The organism is uncultured Brevundimonas sp. (assembly GCF_963975535.1).
GTDB lineage: Bacteria > Pseudomonadota > Alphaproteobacteria > Caulobacterales > Caulobacteraceae > Brevundimonas.
On record NZ_CAXBHE010000008.1, the window covers coordinates 62,827 to 80,294 of the forward strand.

20 protein-coding genes are annotated in these 17,468 nt (G+C 68.0%); 8 read left to right on the plus strand and 12 right to left on the minus strand.

Annotation, left to right across the window (positions count from 1 at the left end; genetic code table 11):
- Positions 1–105 precede the first annotated feature (105 nt).
- Positions 106–831 (plus strand): acetoacetyl-CoA reductase, encoded by a 726-nt coding sequence (gene phbB, locus AACZ75_RS11990; RefSeq protein WP_339873091.1) that lies wholly within the window; start codon positions 106–108, stop codon positions 829–831.
- A 49-nt stretch (positions 832–880) separates the two neighbouring features.
- On the plus strand, positions 881–1,669 hold the full coding sequence (locus tag AACZ75_RS11995; protein WP_339873092.1) for a DUF4908 domain-containing protein: 789 nt from the start codon (positions 881–883) through the stop codon (positions 1,667–1,669).
- Positions 1,670–1,672: 3 nt separating this feature from the next.
- On the opposite strand, the gene gloB is transcribed toward AACZ75_RS11995, so the two are convergent.
- The gene (gloB, locus tag AACZ75_RS12000) at positions 1,673–2,401 is read right to left on the minus strand and encodes a hydroxyacylglutathione hydrolase (protein ID WP_339873093.1); all 729 of its coding nucleotides are present in this window, start codon (positions 2,399–2,401) and stop codon (positions 1,673–1,675) included.
- Between the two features lie 58 nt (positions 2,402–2,459).
- On the opposite strand from gloB, the gene AACZ75_RS12005 reads away from it, so the two are divergent.
- From AACZ75_RS12005 to AACZ75_RS12025, 5 genes are read left to right on the plus strand one after another with little or no spacing between them, the layout of a single operon-like run.
- Positions 2,460–3,230, plus strand: coding sequence for a methyltransferase domain-containing protein (locus AACZ75_RS12005; RefSeq protein ID WP_339873094.1), 771 nt, complete (start codon positions 2,460–2,462; stop codon positions 3,228–3,230).
- A gap of 9 nt (positions 3,231–3,239) precedes the next feature.
- Positions 3,240–3,746, plus strand: coding sequence for a histidine phosphatase family protein (locus AACZ75_RS12010; protein WP_339873095.1), 507 nt, complete (start codon positions 3,240–3,242; stop codon positions 3,744–3,746).
- Entirely contained in the window at positions 3,743–4,105 is a 363-nt protein-coding gene (locus tag AACZ75_RS12015) for a DUF952 domain-containing protein (RefSeq protein ID WP_339873096.1), read from the plus strand. Before AACZ75_RS12010 ends, AACZ75_RS12015 begins: the two co-directional genes overlap by 4 nt.
- Positions 4,102–5,151, plus strand: a complete 1,050-nt coding sequence (locus AACZ75_RS12020; protein ID WP_339873097.1) for a quinone-dependent dihydroorotate dehydrogenase — start codon at positions 4,102–4,104, stop codon at positions 5,149–5,151. Before AACZ75_RS12015 ends, AACZ75_RS12020 begins: the two co-directional genes overlap by 4 nt.
- 54 nt (positions 5,152–5,205) lie before the next feature.
- Positions 5,206–7,107, plus strand: coding sequence for an ATP-binding protein (locus tag AACZ75_RS12025; protein ID WP_339873098.1), 1,902 nt, complete (start codon positions 5,206–5,208; stop codon positions 7,105–7,107).
- A gap of 29 nt (positions 7,108–7,136) precedes the next feature.
- Here AACZ75_RS12025 and AACZ75_RS12030 read toward each other — a convergent pair whose 3' ends face one another.
- Complete coding sequence (locus tag AACZ75_RS12030) at positions 7,137–7,622, minus strand: peroxiredoxin (RefSeq protein WP_339873099.1); 486 nt, start codon at positions 7,620–7,622, stop codon at positions 7,137–7,139.
- A 152-nt stretch (positions 7,623–7,774) separates the two neighbouring features.
- Here AACZ75_RS12030 and AACZ75_RS12035 point away from each other — a divergent pair, with 152 nt between their 5' ends.
- On the plus strand, positions 7,775–8,344 hold the full coding sequence (locus tag AACZ75_RS12035) for a YqgE/AlgH family protein (protein ID WP_339873100.1): 570 nt from the start codon (positions 7,775–7,777) through the stop codon (positions 8,342–8,344).
- A 15-nt stretch (positions 8,345–8,359) separates the two neighbouring features.
- Here the strand turns inward: AACZ75_RS12035 and AACZ75_RS12040 are convergent, their stop codons facing one another.
- The 10 genes from AACZ75_RS12040 to ctaD form a co-directional block, all read right to left on the minus strand.
- Positions 8,360–10,027 carry a bifunctional diguanylate cyclase/phosphodiesterase gene (locus AACZ75_RS12040; protein WP_339873101.1) on the minus strand — a complete coding sequence of 556 codons (1,668 nt, stop codon included), beginning with the start codon at positions 10,025–10,027 and terminating at the stop codon, positions 8,360–8,362.
- A 19-nt stretch (positions 10,028–10,046) separates the two neighbouring features.
- Positions 10,047–10,652 (minus strand): GNAT family protein, encoded by a 606-nt coding sequence (locus tag AACZ75_RS12045; protein WP_339873102.1) that lies wholly within the window; start codon positions 10,650–10,652, stop codon positions 10,047–10,049.
- A gap of 24 nt (positions 10,653–10,676) precedes the next feature.
- Complete coding sequence (locus AACZ75_RS12050) at positions 10,677–11,888, minus strand: pitrilysin family protein (RefSeq protein WP_339873103.1); 1,212 nt, start codon at positions 11,886–11,888, stop codon at positions 10,677–10,679.
- A 50-nt stretch (positions 11,889–11,938) separates the two neighbouring features.
- Positions 11,939–12,670, minus strand: a complete 732-nt coding sequence (locus AACZ75_RS12055; protein WP_339873104.1) for an SURF1 family protein — start codon at positions 12,668–12,670, stop codon at positions 11,939–11,941.
- The gene (locus AACZ75_RS12060) at positions 12,657–13,019 is read right to left on the minus strand and encodes a DUF983 domain-containing protein (protein WP_339873105.1); all 363 of its coding nucleotides are present in this window, start codon (positions 13,017–13,019) and stop codon (positions 12,657–12,659) included. The genes AACZ75_RS12055 and AACZ75_RS12060 overlap by 14 nt, the downstream gene beginning before the upstream one ends.
- 29 nt (positions 13,020–13,048) lie before the next feature.
- A complete protein-coding gene (locus AACZ75_RS12065; RefSeq protein ID WP_339873106.1) occupies positions 13,049–13,957 on the minus strand; it encodes a cytochrome c oxidase subunit 3 in 909 nt (302 codons plus the stop codon).
- 50 nt (positions 13,958–14,007) lie between these two features.
- Positions 14,008–14,568: a cytochrome c oxidase assembly protein gene (locus AACZ75_RS12070; protein ID WP_339873107.1), complete on the minus strand. Its 561-nt coding sequence runs from the start codon at positions 14,566–14,568 to the stop codon at positions 14,008–14,010.
- Positions 14,565–14,735: a hypothetical protein gene (locus AACZ75_RS12075; RefSeq protein WP_339873108.1), complete on the minus strand. Its 171-nt coding sequence runs from the start codon at positions 14,733–14,735 to the stop codon at positions 14,565–14,567. The genes AACZ75_RS12070 and AACZ75_RS12075 overlap by 4 nt, the downstream gene beginning before the upstream one ends.
- 3 nt (positions 14,736–14,738) lie before the next feature.
- Positions 14,739–15,704 (minus strand): heme o synthase, encoded by a 966-nt coding sequence (locus AACZ75_RS12080; protein WP_339873109.1) that lies wholly within the window; start codon positions 15,702–15,704, stop codon positions 14,739–14,741.
- Between the two features lie 76 nt (positions 15,705–15,780).
- A complete protein-coding gene (gene ctaD, locus AACZ75_RS12085; protein WP_339873110.1) occupies positions 15,781–17,445 on the minus strand; it encodes a cytochrome c oxidase subunit I in 1,665 nt (554 codons plus the stop codon).
- Positions 17,446–17,468 lie beyond the last annotated feature (23 nt).

Consider the following 17,468-nt stretch of genomic DNA (forward strand, 5'->3'; position numbering starts at 1 on the left):
ACCGGAACGTACCTCGCCGGGGTTCTCGCGCCCCCGGCAAACCGCTAGGGTGACGCGGAACAAGGCCCCGCGTCAGACGGGGCCGTCAGGGACAAGGAAACGCACATGGCTCGAGTGGCTTTCGTCACGGGTGGAACCCGCGGCATCGGCAAGGCGATCGTTCAGCGCCTCAAGGAAGACGGCATGTCCGTCGCCGCCGGCTATTCTGGCAATGTCGAGGCGGCCGAGGCCACGGCCAGGGAATTGGGCGTGACCATCGTCAAGGGCAACGTCGGCTCGTTCGACGACTGTGCCCGGGCGGTGAAGGAGATCGAGGACCAGCTGGGCCCCATCGATGTGCTGGTCAACAACGCCGGCATCACCCGCGACGGCTTCTTCCACAAGATGAGTGCCGACCAGTGGTCCGACGTGATCCGCGTCAATATGGACAGCGTGTTCAACATGACCCGCCAGGTCATCAACGGCATGCGCGACCGGGGCTTCGGTCGCATCGTCAACATCTCGTCGATCAACGGCCAGAAGGGCCAGATCGGCCAGACCAACTATTCAGCCGCCAAGGCCGGGATGATCGGCTTCACCAAGGCCCTGGCCCTGGAGAACGCGCGCAAGGGTGTGACGGTGAACTGTATCGCACCCGGCTATATCGATACCGAAATGGTCGGGGCCATGGACGAGAAGGTCCTCGCGTCCATCATCGCCCAGATCCCCGTGGGTCGTCTGGGCAAGGGCGAGGAGATCGCCGACATGGTGTCCTGGCTGTCCGGCGAGCGTGCCGGATATGTCACAGGCTGCACCCTCTCGTTGAACGGCGGTCAATACCTGGTCGGTTGAAGCCGGTCCTGCCTAAAATCCGCCGAGGTGAGGCTCCACGCTCCGCCGCATGATACTCACGGTCCGGGTCAGAACGGCGACAACGCCGATCGCGGCCACGCTGGCGCTCGCCATCGTGGCCGCGGGACTGACGACGGCCACGGCCGCCCGGGCGCAGATCCGGGGCAATGCCCAGGCCGAACAGAGTCAGTCCCTGCGCAATCAGGAACGGCCCGACAGCCTGCCGGTCGCCGGACGCTATGTCGCCGACAGTGGCGAGGCTTTCGTCCTCGGCGGATCGGGTCGGCAGGCCCTGCTGCGTTTCGAACGCCGCGACGAGACCTGGGTGCTGCGCCCGACCCCGGCACCGCGCGGCGACATCATCTATCGCAATGACGCCGGCGAGCAGGTGCTGCGCGTGACGCCCGACGGCGGCATGACCGTCTTTACCCCGGTCGCCCGCGGGGGGTCGCCGGTCTCGTTCGCCGGACCGGGGCCGGCCCTGTCGCCACCGTCGCTGGGACCGTCCGAGCTGTTCAATCTGATGGCGCGTCGCAGCGGCATGATCACCCAGGCCCTGGGGCGTCTGGTCGAGATCAATCTCGACACCGGCGAGGACTCCGAATCCCTGGCCGTCGACGCCCTGATCATCTCCACCGATGCGGTCATGCGGATCGCGCGCTCACCATCGGCGCGGCCCAGCCTCAGTCGGCTGCGCCGCATCACGATCATCGAAGGCGATCGCGCCGCGGTCACCTATCTGGGCAGCGAGCTGCGGGTTGTCGTGGCCCCCAGCCAGGGGCTGGCTGGCCGGCCGTCGTCGGCCCGCATCATCCGCGCCTTCCTGCCGCAGGACTGAGTCCTAGCCGCGAAACGCGTCCTTGGCGGCGCGGCGCGCCGCGAAGTCGGTGACGTCCACAGCCCGCAGGAACGGGTTGAAGGCCCGCTCGGTCGCCACGGTCGTCGGCACCGTGGCCTCACCCCGCGTCCGGGCGGCGAAGACGGCCTCGGCATGGGCCTGCATCTCCGGACGGTCATCCAGCGACAGGGCGAACCGGGCGTTGGCGGCCGTGTATTCGTGGGCACACCAGATCCGGGTCTCGGCTGGCCACGACGCCACGGTCTGCAGGCTGTCCCACATCTGTTGGGGCGTGCCCTCGAACAGACGGCCGCATCCGAGGGCGAACAGCGTATCCCCGACGAAGGCCTCACTATCGGCGACCGAACGATAGACCACATGGCCCAGGGTATGACCCGGGGTGGCCGTAACCTGCAGTGGGGTTCGACCCAGAGTGACGGTGTCACCGCCGCTCACGACCCGGTCCAGCGGGGCGAGCCGCCCCACCTCGGCCGGACCGACGATGTCGCAGCCGGTCCGGGCCTTGAGCGCCGCATTGCCGCCGGTGTGGTCGGCGTGCCAGTGGGTGTTGAGGATCAGGTGCAGATCTCCCCATCCCAGCCGGTCCAGCTCGGACAGGATGGCGTCCGCGTCCGGTGTGTCGATCGTCGCCACCTGCCCGCTCGCGTCGTCACGAACCAGCAGGCCGTAGTTGTCGTTGAGGCAGGGAAACAGGTGCACGCTCAGGGTCATGCCCCCATTCTAGCAGCGACGGCTCGCCCAAGCCTACAGCAGCGGCTATGTTCGCCCGATGCGACACAGCATCGAAGAGCTTCGCGCCTTCTACGGTGAACCCTCGGGGGCGCTGGTGCGACGATTGCTGGCGCGACGGCTGGACGACGCCTGGGGCGAGGCCACCAACTGCGATGTCCTGGGCCTCGGCTATGCCACTCCCTGGCTGGACGCCTTCGTCGGCGCGCGCCGTGTCGTGGCGGCGATGCCGGGCGGGCAGGGCGTCGAACACTGGCCGGTCGTGGGCCGCAATCGCTCGCTGCTCGTCGACGACCGCCGCCTGCCATTCATGGCAGGCACCTTCGACCGCGTTCTGCTGATTCACGCCCTGGAAGAGGCCGACGACGCCCGCGCCCTGCTGGCCGAAGCCGTCCGGGCCATGGCGCCGGCCGGCCGGATCATCCTGACTGCGGCGGCGCGCGGCGGGCTGTGGTCCCGCGCCGAGACGACCCCGTTCGGTCACGGCCGCCCCTTTACACGCGGCCAGCTGGAGCGGCTGGTCCGCGAGGTCGGACTGGAGCCGACCGCCTGGTCCCAGGCCCTGTACATGCCGCCCTGGACCCCGCTGCTGCCGCTCGCCGACGGCTTCGAACAGGTCGGTCGCCACCTGTTTCCGGGAGCTGCGGGCGTGATCATGCTGGAGGCGACGCGACAGGCCTATGCCCGCCTCCGGGTCAATGGCGCAGCCCAGAGCGTCCGCGGCCGGGCCCCGAGTCTCGCCCCGCAACCGGCCACCCAAATGCCGGGTCCCGCACGGAACGATCTGGAAGCTTCGACCAAACGACCCTAAAGGGCGCTGATGCACCGATTGATCCTGATGCGCCACGCCAGCGCCGAACGCGTCCCCGGCCCCGGGCGCGACCGCGACCGCCCTCTGTCGGTCGCCGGGCGTCTCGACGCCGCGCGCATGGGCCGGGCCCTGGCCGCCCGGGGCCTGCGGCCCGACCGGGCCCTGGTGTCCTCGGCCACCCGGACCAGCGAGACCTGGGACCTGCTGCACGATGCGCTGGGCGACGTGGAGGTCCGTCATGAAGCCGCGCTCTACAATGCCGAATCCGATGTGCTGCGGCGGTTCGTCGAGGCCTCGGAGGACGAGGTCGGCTGTCTGATGGTGGTGGCCCACAATCCGGGCATCCACCTGCTGGCGGTCGAGTATCTGATCGAGAGCGCGGCCTCACCGTCCGTTCTCGACCGGCTGAGCGGCGGTTTCGAGCCGGGCTCGGTGGCGATCTTCACCGTGGATCCGGCCGGCCGATGCACCTGGGAGGGACTGCTGGAACCCGGAAATGTCGGAGACCCGGGATGACCGTTCCGCCCACAACGGCCTTCAAGCTGATCGATGCCGGCGAATGGACGACGGCGCTGGATGCGGGTCGTTACGACGGATCCGCTGTCGACCGGACAGACGGCTACATCCACATGTCGACCGCTACCCAGCTGGCCGAAACCGCCCGACGCCACTATGCGGGGCGCAGCGGACTGGTGTTGCTGTCGGTGCAGACCGCCCCCCTGGGCGACTCCCTGTTGTGGGAACCCTCACGGGGCGGCGACCTGTTTCCGCATCTGTACGGTCCCCTGCCGGTCACGGCGGTCGGCACCGTTCGCGCCCTGCTGGTGACCGAGGACGGCCAGATGCGCTTCGACGACGGCGGAACCGCTCCGTGAGCGGTTTCGACCCCGGCACCTGGCTGCTGCGCCGGCTGGACCCGGAAATCGCCCACGGACTGGCGATCAAGGCCCTGGCCTGGGCCCCCCTGCCCGCGCCGCCGGCCGACGACCCGATCCTCGCAACCACGGTTGCCGGTCTGAAGCTCGGCAATCCGGTCGGCCTTGCCGCCGGACTCGACAAGAACGGTGAGGCCCTGCGCGGTCTCGCGCGGCTGGGCTTCGGCTTCGTCGAATGTGGCTCGGTGACGCCGCGCCCCCAGGACGGCAACCCCAGGCCCCGGCTGTTCCGCCTGGCGGATGACCGGGCCGTGATCAACCGGATGGGTTTCAACAACGCCGGGCTGGACGCCTTCGCCGGTCGACTGGCGCACCGACCTGCGCACGCCATTGTCGGGGCCAACCTGGGGGCCAACAAGGACACCGGGGACAAGGCCGCCGACTATGTCGCCGGCCTGCGCCGTCTGGCCGGGCTGGCCGACTATTTCACCATCAACATCTCGTCGCCGAACACGCCCGGCCTTCGCGCCCTGCAGGGTCGGGCCGCGCTGGACGACCTGTTGGGCCGGATCGCCGAAGCCCGGTCGCCGGGTGGCGTGCCCGTGTTCCTGAAGATCGCCCCGGACCTGACCGTCACCGAGATCGCCATGATCGTCGAGGCGACCCTGGCCCACGGCATCGACGGACTGATCGTGTCGAACACCACGCTCGACCGGCCGGACAGCCTGCGATCGCCCCAACGGGACGAGGCGGGCGGCCTGTCCGGAGCCCCGCTCCAGGTCCGGGCGAGGCTCGCCCTCAGGGCCGCCGCAGAAGCCGGGGCCGGTCGCCTGCCGTTGATTGCGGTCGGCGGCATCGATTCCGGGGCCGAGGCCTATGCGCGCATCCGGGCCGGGGCCGCGGCGGTTCAACTCTATTCCGCCCTGATCTACGAGGGGGCCGGATTGGTAGCCCGGATCAAGCGCGACCTGGCGGAACGGCTTCGGTCCGACGGGTTTTCCACAATCCAGCAGGCGATTCAGGCCGGCCCGTTGACGGAGCGTTAGGGCTAGCCGGGCATGGTCGTTTCTCGGGCAAACGCGCCCGCCTCGGGGAGCCGCATGCCAAAGGCCTACGCCGACATACCGTCTGACTGGACCGATGCCATCCGGCAGCGCCGCAAGGCGCTGCTGCAGCGTGTCGGCATGGGCGCGGCGGCCGCCCTGGTCTTCAGTCCGATGATCGGCTGGACTTACAGCCTCGTGTGGGTGGTCGGCTATTTCGCGATCCAGCTCCTCGACCTGTGGGTCTTCGAGCCCATCAACAGCGGCAAGACGACCCAGCTTCGCGGCGCACGCTTCCTGACCGGCGGCGCAGTGCTGTTCAGCAACAGCTTCTACTTCGGCAGCCTGTCGGTTCCGCTCTGGCTGATCGGTGGTGCGATGGGCGGCATCTGCGCCACCATCCTGCTGACGTCAGGCGCGATCTACAGCGTCATCAATTCCCCGCGGTCCAAGGTCGTTATGGGGCTGACCGTCTCTCCGCATGTATTCTATCTGGCAGCCACGCCCTTCTTCATGTCGGTGCTCGGGGCGTCGACCGCCTTCGTCACCGCCACGGCCGTCTCCGTTGTCGTTTTTGCCACCTACTGCATCTCGACCTGGTCGCGCCTGGACGCGGCCCGCGCGGCGGAAACGCAGGCGCGCATCGAGGCCGACGTCAAACGGATCGAGGCCGAACGCATCATGGAAAGCCGCAGCGCCTTCCTGGCCGCCGTCGGCCACGACCTGCGCACGCCGATCAGCGCCATCCTCACCGGCGCGGCACAACTGGAACGAAGTGCCGGAGACAACACCGGCCGGGCCCAGGCCCAGCTGATCACCGACGCGGGCGTGATGATGAAGGCCCTGCTGGACGACCTGCTCGATCACGCCAAGCTCGAGGCCGGACACATGACGGTCGAGGCCCGTGATTTCGACCTCAGGGCCCTGCTGTCCCAGACGGTGCGCCTGTGGTCGGGCCCGGCCCGGTCCAAGGGGCTCAGGCTGCGCGTCGAGGGGGCCGCCTCGATTCCGGCCATGGTGCGGGGCGACCCGATGCGTCTGCGTCAGGTGCTGAACAACCTGCTGTCCAATGCCCTGAAATTCACCGAGACCGGCTCTGTGACCCTGAAGCTTAGGGCCTGGAACGATGAACTGACCCGGCACGCCCTGCTGTTCGAGATCAGCGATACCGGCCCGGGTATGACTCCGGCCCAGATCAATCGCCTGTTCACGCCGTTCGATCAGACGGCCGAAGGCATCGGTGGCCGCTACGGCGGGTCCGGTCTCGGTCTGGCCATCAGTCGCCAGTTGACGGAATTGATGGGCGGACGGCTGACGGCGCGCAGCACCAGCGGCGCGGGTTCCAGCTTCACCCTGGCCCTGAGTCTGGCTGAAAGCCGGGCCGCCGCGGCCGCGCCGGTCGCGCTCGACCAGGAAAGCCGCGACGCTGTCCCCCAGGCCCTGACCCGGCGCGCCGCCGTGCCCGCCCCGCAGGCCGCCCCGCAGGCCGCCGCCCCGCGCGTCGATGCGGCACCGATCGAAAACAGCGACGATGACGGGGAAGAGGACGGCCGCCCGCTGCGGGTTCTGGTCGTCGACGACCACGACATCAACCGGCGCGCCATCCAGCTGATCCTGCAGCCGCTGGGTTGCGATATCGCCACCGCCGCCGACGGGCTCGCGGCCCTGAAGATCTGTGAAAACGCCAGCTTCGACCTGATCTTCATGGATGTGCGGATGCCCGAACTGGACGGACGCGAGACCACGCGGCGTCTGCGGGCCGGGGCCAGCCTGAATGCCGCCACCCCGGTCATCGCCGTCACCGCCGACACCTCGGCCGAAGACATCGCCGCCTGCATGGACGCCGGCATGACCTATTTCGTGCCGAAGCCGATCACGCCGGCGTTGCTGCTGGGGGCCGTCTCGCACACGCTGGCCGATGCCAGCGCGACGGACGACGATTCCGTCGCCGTCGCCTGAGTGCGGGCCGCCGAAGCGGCCCGGCTTACCTAGATCTGGGCCAGCAGATGCTCGGCCGACGACACCTTGAACTCACCGCCCTGCTCGATGTTCAGCTGATCGACAACACCGTCCTTGACCAGCATCGAATAGCGCTGCGAACGCTCGCCCATGCCGAAGCCCTTGGCGTCGAGCGCCAGGCCGACCTGACGGGTGAAGTCGCCGTTGCCGTCCGCCAGCATCACGATGTCGTCGGAACCGACGCCCTGACTGTCAGCCCAGGCCCCCATGACGAAGGCGTCATTGACCGAGAGACAGGCAACGGTATCGACACCCTTGTCGGCCAGGACCTGTCGCTTGTCCTTGAAGCCCGGAAGGTGCTGCGCCGAACAGGTCGGGGTGAAGGCCCCGGGCACGGCGAACAGGGCGACGGTCTTGCCCTTGAACAGCTCGTCCGTGCTGATCGAACGGGGCCCGTCGGGGGTCATGGTGTTCAGGGTCGCCGAGGGGATTCGGTCGCCGATCTGGATGGTCATCGCAGGTCTCCGGTGGTCGGGAAGGGGAAGGTGTCCCCGTCAGATAGATACCCGCCCCCCCATCTCCAAGGGGCGGAACCCGCAGATCGTGTGATCCGCAATTCCGCGCGCCCCGCCTTGCGCGGTGGCACGACGCTGCCGATGATAGTCGCATGACCGATTTCCCATCCCTCGTCGGACGGTTGCTGGTGGCCATGCCCGGCATCGGTGACCCGCGGTTCGAGCACGCCGTGATCCTGATCTGCGTGCATGAGCCGGACCATGCCATGGGATTGCGACTCGATCGGCCGGCTCCCGGGGTCGACCTCAAGGCGGTTCTGGCCCGGCTGGACACGCCGATTCCTTCCGTCGCCGCCGGACAGGCGGTGCTGATCGGCGGACCGGTCGAGCGCGAACGCGGCTTCGTGCTGCACACCGACGACTGGCTGGCCGAGGACGCCAGTCACGCGTTCGGCCAGGGCCTGGCGCTGACGGGCACGCGGGAGGCGCTGCTGGCCATGACCGATCCATTGGCCGGGCCGCGACGCTCGACCCTGCTGCTGGGCTATGCCGGCTGGGGCGAGGGTCAGTTGGAAGACGAAATCAGCGAAAATGTCTGGCTGACGGCCGATGCCGACGCCGACCTGATCTTCGACGACAGCCACGAGACCAAATGGAGCCGGGCCGTGGCCGGGCTGGGCGTGGATCCCGGTCAGTTGTCAGGTCAGTCCGGCCGGGCCTGAGGCCGCCCGCCGCGATCAGGCCGAGCGGGTCTTGAGCGGGGCGGTGCCGTCAGCCAGCGACTCGTTCAGATAGACCTCGGCCTCCTGGGCCGGCAGGGCGGGGGCATAGCCGAAGCCCTGGCCGTAGTGGCACTGGGCCTGCAGCAGCAGCCGCGCCAGGTCGGCATTCTCGACCCCCTCGGCGACGACCTCCAGCGACAGGTCGCGGCCCAGATTGACCACGGACTTGACGATCTTGGCCGAGCCTTCGTCCTTGTCCATCGTCAGAACGAAATAGCGATCGATCTTGAGCGTATCGAACGGCAGCTTGGCCAGCCAGGCCAGGGACGAGAAGCCGGTGCCGAAATCATCCAGGGCCAGCGAGGCCCCCGCGGCCTTGAGCCGGGTCAGCACCTCGGCCGCCTGCGCGGTGTCGCGCATGATGTCGCCTTCGGTGACCTCGAGCTTCAGCGCGCCGCGCGGCAGCCCGGTTTCCTTGATGATGCGGGCAACGTCGTCGACCAGATTGGCCCGCTCGATCTCGCCGACCGACAGATTGACGCTGCAGAACAGCTTCCCGGCTGTCGGATGGCGTTTCAGCCATTCCGCCAGCTGCCGGGCCGAGCGGGTCATCATCAGCAGGCCCAGGTCGTTCATCAGACCCATTTCCTCGGTCAGGCCGAGGAATTCGTCCGGCGGAACCAGGCCGCGCGTGGGATGACGCCAGCGGGCGAGCGCTTCAAAGCCGGCCACGGCGCCGGTGTTCAGATTGACGATCGGCTGGAAGAAGGGCTCGATTTCGCCACGCAGGAAGGCATTGCGCAGGTCGGCCTCAAGGCCGAGCCGCGACAGGCTGTCGCTTTCGAGGGCCCGGCCATAGGCCGCGGCCCCGCCACGCCCGGCGGTCTTGGCCTGCTCGACCGCCAGTTCCGCCCGCCGTAGCAGTTCGGCGACGTCGGGCGCATCGGGCCCGCCCTCGGCCGAGACCGCACCGATGGCCACGGTCGGATAGATGTCGAAACCGGCGATGCGCAACGGCTGTTCAACGGCCTGGCGCAGACGTTCGGACGGGTTGCCGGGTCCATGGGGGATCAGGACGGCAAACTCGTCCTCGCCGACCCGGGCCGGCAGGACGTCGTGCGAGAAGGCCGCCGACAGGCGCGACCCGAGGGCCGCCAGCACCATGTCGGCGCGCTCGTGGCCCAGGGCCTCATTGAGGCGACGCAGGCGATCGACGTCGGCGACGATCAGATCGTAGTCGCCCGGCTGGGTCAGCATCTCGGCCGCCCGGTTCAGGAAGGTCCGCCGGTCCAGCAGCCCGGTCAGGCCGTCCAGGTTCCCGCCCGCGAACTTGGTCTCCAGCGCCACCACGCCGGCGGCCCGGAGCCCGTCCTCGAGCCAGACGCCACGCCACAGGCAGGTCTCGGCGTCGCGCATGCGCAGGCGGATGGCGACTTCCGAGCCTTCGGCCTGGGGCTTGAGAATGCGTTCGGCCAGGGCCCGGTCCTGGGGGATGGCCACCGCCGTGAAGGCGGCCCCGGAACATTCGGGGGCCAGCGGCCCCAGTCCCAGCGACCGGGTCGCCCCGGTAAAGCGCATCTGGTCCTCGGCCGGCGTCCATATCCACAGCGCGGTATCGGCCGCGGCCAGGGCCTCGATGGCGGTCGTCGCGTCCCACGCCAGAGATCTGGGCCGAGTATTCAAAACGCTTGTCCGAACCCTGTCATGACGGCGTTTGGCCGTCGTTCTGATCCGCTGCGTCATTCACACAGCCGAACAGAAGATGATCTGCCCAGTGCCCGTTAATTTTGAGATAAGCCCGGGCCATTCCCTCGTGGACGAATCCCGCTTTTTCCAGCACCCGGCGCGAGGCGAGGTTGTCGGGCACACAGGCGGCCTCGATCCGGTGCAGGTTCAGCGCACCGAAGGCGAAGGCCACCAGCGCCCGCAGTGCCGCCGTGGCGTGGCCATGCCCGGCGAACGGCTCGCCAACCCAGTAGCCGACCGTGCCCATGTCCGCGACGCCGCGGCGGACGTTCGACAGGGTGACAGCCCCGACCAGGTCCCCGGTCCCCGCCGCAAAGATGAAGAACGGCCAGGCGTTGCCCAGTTCCATCTCGCGCGCATAGATGATCATGCGACGCCGATAGGCGGCCCGGCTCAGGTCATCCTCGGGCCACAGCGGTTCCCACGGCTGGAGATAGTCGCGCGAACGCGAACGCAGGCCCGACCAGGCCGGATAGTCGCCGGCGCGGGGAGCGCGCAGGACCACGCCGTCCCCCTCCAGCACCGTCCCGATCGGCTCGGGCATCCAGTCGAACAACGCCATGGTCCCAGACTAGTCCCGGACGGCTCAGCCGAACAGGGCGTCGCGGAACACAGCGCCGGCGCGCGCGGCCGCACGCGGGCCCAGCACGGCACTGGCCGTGCGTCCAGGGACCAGCAGGGCCCGGGCGACCGCCCGCACATCATCGGTCGTCCGGGCCAGCACCCGGTCAGCCATGGTCTGGGACGCAATGGGAGCCCCGAAAATCAGGGTCTGGGCGGCATGGCGTCCGGCACGGCCCGAGGGGCTTTCGTCGGCCATCCACAGCCCGGCGTTGAGCACAGCCTTGGCCCGGGCCAGTTCGGCCGGGGTCGGACCGTCATCGGCCAGGGCACGAATCTCCGCGGCGCAGACCCGGGCCAGCTCCTCGGCCCGGTCGGCGGCGGCGCCGGCATAGATGCCCAGCACCCCCTCGGCCTCATAGGGCTCGTGATAGGCGTCGATGGCATAGGCCAGCCCCCGCTCCTCGCGCGCGCTCTGGAACAGGCGCGACGCCATGCCCCCGCCGAGGATTTCTGCCATCAGCCGAACCGCGGAATAGGCCGGATCCCGCACCCCGGGAGCCGGCAGCTGGAACACCAGATTGGCCTGCTCGATGCGACGGGACAGTCTGGCCTCGCCGCCGATGAATTCGGCGGCCACCGGGGGCTCGGCGGCGGTCGCCACCGCCGCGCCGAAGGTGCGCTCGGCCAGGGCGATGAATTCAGCCTCATCCACCGCGCCCGAGACGGCGATTACCATCCGGTCCGGGGAATAGAGCCGCGTGCGCCAGGCCGCGATGCTGTCACGCGTGACCGGGGCCAGGCTGGCCACCGACCCCAGGATGGGCCGCCCGAGGGACTGACCGCTGAAGGCGCGGGTCTGGACCATCTCGAACACGTGGTCGTCGGGGGTGTCGAAGGCCTCGGCGATCTCCTGGGCGACGACGTCCTTCTCGCGCTCGATCTCGGCCGGATCCAGCGTCGGGCGGAACACCAGGTCGGCGACGACCTGCATGGCCAGCGGCAGCGACCCGTCCAGGGCCCGGACCTCGAAACTGGTGCGCTCATAGCCGGTCGCGGCATTGATGGAGCCGCCCTCGGCCTCGATCCGCTCGACGATCTCGCGCGCCGCCATGTCACCAGCCCCCTTGAACACCAGGTGTTCGAGAAGATGGGACCAGCCCGACTGGGCCTCGGTTTCCCAGCGCGCCCCGCCCCGCACCGCCACCGTCAGCGCCAGGGTGCGCAGGCCCGGCATCGGGTCACAGACCAGCCGGATACCGTTGGACAGGGTGTGCAGGGTTGCGGTCAGGACTTCAGCTTTCGACGGACCAGGGCGATGTAGAACCCGATCAGGACCAGGGCCAGGCCGAACCAGGTCAGGGCATAGCCGAGGTGATTGTTGGAGAAGGCGACCGGGGGCACCGACGGGCGCAGCGCGGGCCAGTCCGGATTGGTCGAGGTGACCGCATACAGGGTTTCGGGCCCGACCAGGCTGGTCACGCCCAGCACCCGGGCCATGGCGGCATTGTCCCGGGCGAAGAAATGTCGGCCCGCGGGCGGCAGGGCCATCAGCCCCGGCGATGTGGCGGTCCGGACCACGGCGACGAGTCGGACCACGGGGCCGTCGCGCGTCACGGGCGGGCGGGCCGACACGCTTTCGGCGACGAAGCCGCGGTCGATCAGCAACACGCCGGTCTCGGGCCGGCCAGGAGCCGCAGGCTCCGGACAGGCCGAGATCAGTCGCACCCCGGGCTCGCCGTCCAGGATCGACTGCAGTTCGACGAAGGGGGCTGTGGCCAGGCCCGGACAGTCGATGATGACCTGACGAAACTCCCGGTCGGGACCGGGTGGCAGGCTGGCCATCGGAACCGGGGCCATGAGCGCGGCCGCGTCAGCCCGGTCCATCAGCCCTGTCTTCCACTGCAGACGTTGAACCTGCCACACCCCGAGACCGACCAGCAGCGCCAGCAGCAGCGCCGAGACGACCGTCAGCCCCCAGGGAAACCGCGCCCGGGGCGATGCCTCAGAAGTCGTCATTATGGACCTGCGCGGCCTTGTTGCGCATCTGCAGGGCGATCATCACGCCCTTGGCCGGGCGCATAAGCCCCAGCGACAGCCCGGCTACCAGCGGCAGGGCGACCATCAGCATGGCCCAGATCGGCGGATTGTAGGCGACCTGCACGAACAGGGCACCGAACACCACGATGCCGCCGGCAATCTGCATCACGAAGATCGCCGCACCGTCGCCAGTGTTCATGCCGCTGAAATCAAAGGCGCAGACCGGGCAGCGGTCGGTCACTTGCAGAAACCCCGTGAACAGCCGCCCCTGTCCGCAGGCAGGGCAGCGACAGAGCAGTCCGGCGCGGACCGGATGGTTCCGCGCCACCCCGCGAGGTTCGAGACGCGGGCCTTGCGTCACCCGAAGGTGACGTAGACGAAGGCAAAGAGGAACAGCCAGACCACATCGACGAAATGCCAGTACCAGGCGGCGGCCTCGAAGCCGAAATGCTTCTCGGGGCTCATCTGGCCGGCCATCAGCCGCAGCAGGCAGACCAGCAGGAAGATGGTGCCGATCAGGACGTGGAAGCCGTGGAAGCCCGTCGCCATGAAGAAGATGGAGCCGTAGAGGCCGGAATTGGCGGCCTCGGCGTTGAAGAACAGGTTCTCATGCAGGATGTGCTGATACTCATAGATCTGCACCGCGGTGAACAGCACGCCGAGCACCACGGTGATGATCAGGCCGGTCTTGGCGGCCTGGCGATCACCGACCTGCAGCGCGTGGTGGGCCCAGGTCACCGTCGTGCCGCTGAGCAGCAGGATCACGGTGTTCAGCAGCGGCAGCTGCCAGGCGTCCAGGACCTCGATGCCCTTGGGCGGCCAGGTCGACCAGGCGGCAGCGGTGTCGGTCCAGCCGGCGATGGCCGGAATCTCGGTCCGCATTTCATTGAACACGGCCATGTCGAAGAACATCCAGAAGAAGGCCGCGAAGAACATCACCTCGGAGGCGATGAACAGCATCATGCCGTAGCGCAGGCCGATCTGGACGACCGGGGTATGGTCGCCGCCACGGCTTTCCTTGATCACATCCGCCCACCAGCCGAACATCGACAGCAGGACACCCGCGAAACCGGCGAAGAACAGGGCGGCCTTACCGGGCCCGAACAGGGCGGCCGTCACCGCGTCGGAATCGGCGGGCGCGAGCCCCTTCATCCAGACGACGGCCCCGATCATCATGATCGTGACCGCGATCGACGACACCAGCGGCCAAGGGCTGGGATTGACGAGGTGGTAGTCGTGGTGCGGAGCAGCGTGGGCGTCGGCCATCAGTGGGTCTCTTGAATCGTCGATAGTCGTTGTGTGGGCTATAGCGCCCGCTACCCGGCAGCGCCAGTGGCAGAAGCCAGGGCGGCCGTCTGCTCGCCCTTGGTCGGATAGAAGGTGTAGCTGAGCGTGATCTCGCGCACACCGTCGCTCTCACGGTCGGTGGCGATTTCGGGGGCCACGAAATACTGGACCGCAAATTTCTGCGTTTCGCCCGGCGCGATCGTCTGGCTGTCGAAACAGAAGCACTGCAGCTTCTGGAAATAGGGTCCGGCCCGTTCGGGCACGACGTTATAGGCCGCGGTGGCGTGGATCGGCTGGTCCGAGGTGTTGGTCACGTCGAAAAAGGCCATGCCGGTGTCACCGATCCGGACCCGCTGGGCGACCTGTTCGGCCCGAAACCGCATCGGCAGGTCGCGGACATTGGTGTCAAAGCGAATCAGCAGGGTTTCATCCAGCACCGTCGTCGGGGCCAGTTCGGCCCGGCTGACCGTGCCGTTGAAGCCGGTGACCTGGCAGAAGATCCGGTAAAGCGGCACCGCAGCAAAGGCCGCGCCGGTCATCAGCACCACGGTCGCCGCACAGGCGAGGGCGATGGCATGGGTCCGGTTCACGGGGTCGCCACCACTTCAGCCGCATTCATCGCGGCCCGGGCCTCGATATTGCGTTTCAGGTTCAGCACGGTGACCGTGAAGATCAGGACGATGAAAGCCACCAGGGCACCGGCGATGGCGACATTGCGCTTCTTGCGGGCGGCGAGTTGTTCAGGGCTCAGATGCATGGCTTAAAATCCCAGACCGGACAGCTTCTCGACCAGCAGGGCGGCGAACAGTGCCATCAGGTACAGGATCGAGAAGGCGAACAGATTACGGGCCGGTTTGGCCTCCGCGCGCACATCATACAATGCGGCCTCTCGCCCCACCGCCTCGGCCTTGTCCGGCTGGTCGCCCGCGCGCGAGCGCCACAGGCGGATCGCCAGGCCCAGGAAGCCGAGGCCGCCGACGCCGGACACCACCAGATACAACGTCCCGCCCAGCCCCAGCAGGCCGGGGGCGATGGCCACCGGCACGAACACCAGGCTGTAGATCAGGATCTGCAGGCGGGTGGATTTCGCGCCCCGCGCCACCGGCATCATCGGAATACCGGCCTTGGCGTAGTCGCCGGCCGAATACAGGGCCAGGGCCCAGCTGTGCGGCGGCGTCCACAGGAAGATGATCAGGAACAGCAGCCAGGCCTGCCACGGCACCTCGCCGGTGGCCGCGGCCCAGCCGATCACCGGGGGGAAGGCTCCGGCCGCACCGCCGATGACGATGTTCTGGGGCGTCCGGCGCTTGAGCAACAGGGTGTAGAAGCCGGCGTAGTAGACGATGGTCAGCAACAGCAGGCCACCGGCCAGCCAGTTGGTGGTCATGCCCAGCAGCATGACGGAGAAGATCGACAGGATGACGCCGAAGGTCAGGGCGTCGTTGCGGCTGACGCGTCCGGCCGCGACCGGACGGCCACGCGTGCGGCGCATCAGGGCATCGGTCTCGCCCTCGAGCGCCATGTTCAACGCCCCGGCCGCCCCGGCACCGACCGCGACGCACAGGATGGCGATCGCGGCCGAGACCGGGTCCAGCGCGCCCCCGGCGGCAACGAGACCGGTCACCGCCGTGAACACCACCAGCGACATCACGCGCGGCTTCAGCAGCTGGAAGAAATCCTCCGGCTGGGCGGTCGAGACGACGGGGCTGGGGCTGCGGGTGGTCATGATCAGGTCTTCAAAAGGCAAGGGCCGCTCTTCCGGTAGCGAAAGAGCGGCCCCTGGGTCCGGCATCCGGTCGGGATCAGTGCTCGTCCGACTTCACCACCGGCAGTTCGTTGAACTGGTGATGCGGCGGCGGCGAGGACAGGGTCCATTCCAGGGTGGTGGCCCCCTCGCCCCAGGGATTGGCGACGCCCGGACGACGACGGATCGCCGCCTCGGCCAGCATGATCAGGAAGACGCCGACGCCGGCGATGGTGATCAGATAGCCGACTGACGACACCTGGTTCCACAGGGTGAAGGCTTCCGGATAGTCGACATAGCGTCGCGGCATGCCCTGCAGGCCGAGGAAATGCTGCGGGAAGAACACCAGGTTCACGCCGATGAACATGATCCAGAAATGCGCGGCCCCGAGGAACTCGTTGTACTTCACGCCGAACATCTTCTCGAACCAGTAGTAGAAGCCCGCGAAGATGGCGAACACGGCCCCGAGCGACAGCACATAGTGGAAATGGGCCACGACGTAATAGGTGTCGTGCAGGCTGTAATCGATGCCGGCATTGGCCAGGACCACGCCGGTCACGCCGCCGATGGTGAACAGGAAGATGAAGCCGATCGCCCACAGCATGGGTGTCTTGAAGCTGATCGAGCCGCCCCACATGGTGGCGATCCAGCTGAATATCTTCACCCCGGTCGGCACCGCGATGATCATGGTGGCGGCGATGAAATAGGCGCGCAGGTTCACGCTCATGCCGACCGTGAACATGTGGTGGGCCCAGACGATGAAGCCGACGAAGCCGATGGCGACCATGGCGTAGGCCATGGCGAGATAGCCGAAGATCGGCTTCTTCGAGAAGGTCGAGACGATGTGACTGACGATGCCGAACCCTGGCAGGATCAGGATGTAGACCTCCGGGTGACCGAAGAACCAGAACAGGTGCTGGAACATCACCGGATCACCGCCACCGGCGGGGTCAAAGAAGCTGGTGCCGAAATTGCGGTCCGCCAGCAGCATGGTGATGGCCCCGGCCAGGACCGGCAGCGACAGCAGCAGCAGGAAGGCGGTGATCAGCACCGACCAGGCGAACAGCGGCATCCGGTGCAGGGTCATGCCCGGCGCGCGCATGTTGAATATGGTGGTGATGAAGTTGATGGCCCCGAGGATCGAGGACGCGCCCGCCACGTGCAGCGAGAAGATCGCCAGATCCATCGACGGCCCGGTGTGGCCACTGGTCGAGAGCGGCGGATAGATGGTCCAGCCGCCACCGAAGCCCTTGCCCGGTCCGCCGTCGACGAACATCGACAGGCACAGCAGGATCCAGGCCGCGACCAGCAGCCAGAACGAGACGTTGTTCATGCGCGGGAAGGCCATGTCCGGCGCACCGATCATGATGGGCACGAACCAGTTGCCGAAGCCGCCGATCATTGCCGGCATGACCATGAAGAAGATCATGATCAGGGCGTGGGCTGTAACGGTGACGTTATAGCCGTGCTTGGACTGCTCGACGAGGCCCAGCAGCCAGACGCCCGACCCCTCCTTGAAGATCTGGATACCCGGCTCGGCCAGTTCCCAGCGGATCAGGCCGGACAGGGCACCACCCACGATGCCCGCCATGATGGCGAACAACAGGTACAGGGTGCCGATGTCCTTGTGGTTGGTCGACAGGAACCAGCGGGTGAAGAAGCCCGGCTTGTGATCATGGTCGTCGTGACCGTGAGCGTCGGGGGTGATGGTTGCGGTGGCCATGGTCTTTGGGGCTCTCGCGTAGC

Coding starts and splice junctions, on each gene's coding strand:
- AACZ75_RS12010 (WP_339873095.1), top strand. CDS start 3,240: ATGCACCGATTGATCCTGATGCGCCACGCCAGCGCCGAACGCGTCCCC.
- AACZ75_RS12035 (WP_339873100.1), top strand. CDS start 7,775: ATGACCGATTTCCCATCCCTCGTCGGACGGTTGCTGGTGGCCATGCCC.
- AACZ75_RS12025 (WP_339873098.1), top strand. CDS start 5,206: ATGCCAAAGGCCTACGCCGACATACCGTCTGACTGGACCGATGCCATC.
- phbB (WP_339873091.1), top strand. CDS start 106: ATGGCTCGAGTGGCTTTCGTCACGGGTGGAACCCGCGGCATCGGCAAG.
- AACZ75_RS12050 (WP_339873103.1), bottom strand. CDS start 11,888: ATGCCGGGCCTGCGCACCCTGGCGCTGACGGTGGCGGTGCGGGGCGGG.
- AACZ75_RS12080 (WP_339873109.1), bottom strand. CDS start 15,704: ATGACCACCCGCAGCCCCAGCCCCGTCGTCTCGACCGCCCAGCCGGAG.
- AACZ75_RS12015 (WP_339873096.1), top strand. CDS start 3,743: ATGACCGTTCCGCCCACAACGGCCTTCAAGCTGATCGATGCCGGCGAA.
- AACZ75_RS12045 (WP_339873102.1), bottom strand. CDS start 10,652: ATGGCGTTGTTCGACTGGATGCCCGAGCCGATCGGGACGGTGCTGGAG.
- AACZ75_RS12055 (WP_339873104.1), bottom strand. CDS start 12,670: ATGACGACTTCTGAGGCATCGCCCCGGGCGCGGTTTCCCTGGGGGCTG.
- AACZ75_RS12065 (WP_339873106.1), bottom strand. CDS start 13,957: ATGGCCGACGCCCACGCTGCTCCGCACCACGACTACCACCTCGTCAAT.
- AACZ75_RS12005 (WP_339873094.1), top strand. CDS start 2,460: ATGCGACACAGCATCGAAGAGCTTCGCGCCTTCTACGGTGAACCCTCG.
- ctaD (WP_339873110.1), bottom strand. CDS start 17,445: ATGGCCACCGCAACCATCACCCCCGACGCTCACGGTCACGACGACCAT.
- gloB (WP_339873093.1), bottom strand. CDS start 2,401: ATGACCCTGAGCGTGCACCTGTTTCCCTGCCTCAACGACAACTACGGC.
- AACZ75_RS11995 (WP_339873092.1), top strand. CDS start 881: ATGATACTCACGGTCCGGGTCAGAACGGCGACAACGCCGATCGCGGCC.
- AACZ75_RS12030 (WP_339873099.1), bottom strand. CDS start 7,622: ATGACCATCCAGATCGGCGACCGAATCCCCTCGGCGACCCTGAACACC.
- AACZ75_RS12075 (WP_339873108.1), bottom strand. CDS start 14,735: ATGCATCTGAGCCCTGAACAACTCGCCGCCCGCAAGAAGCGCAATGTC.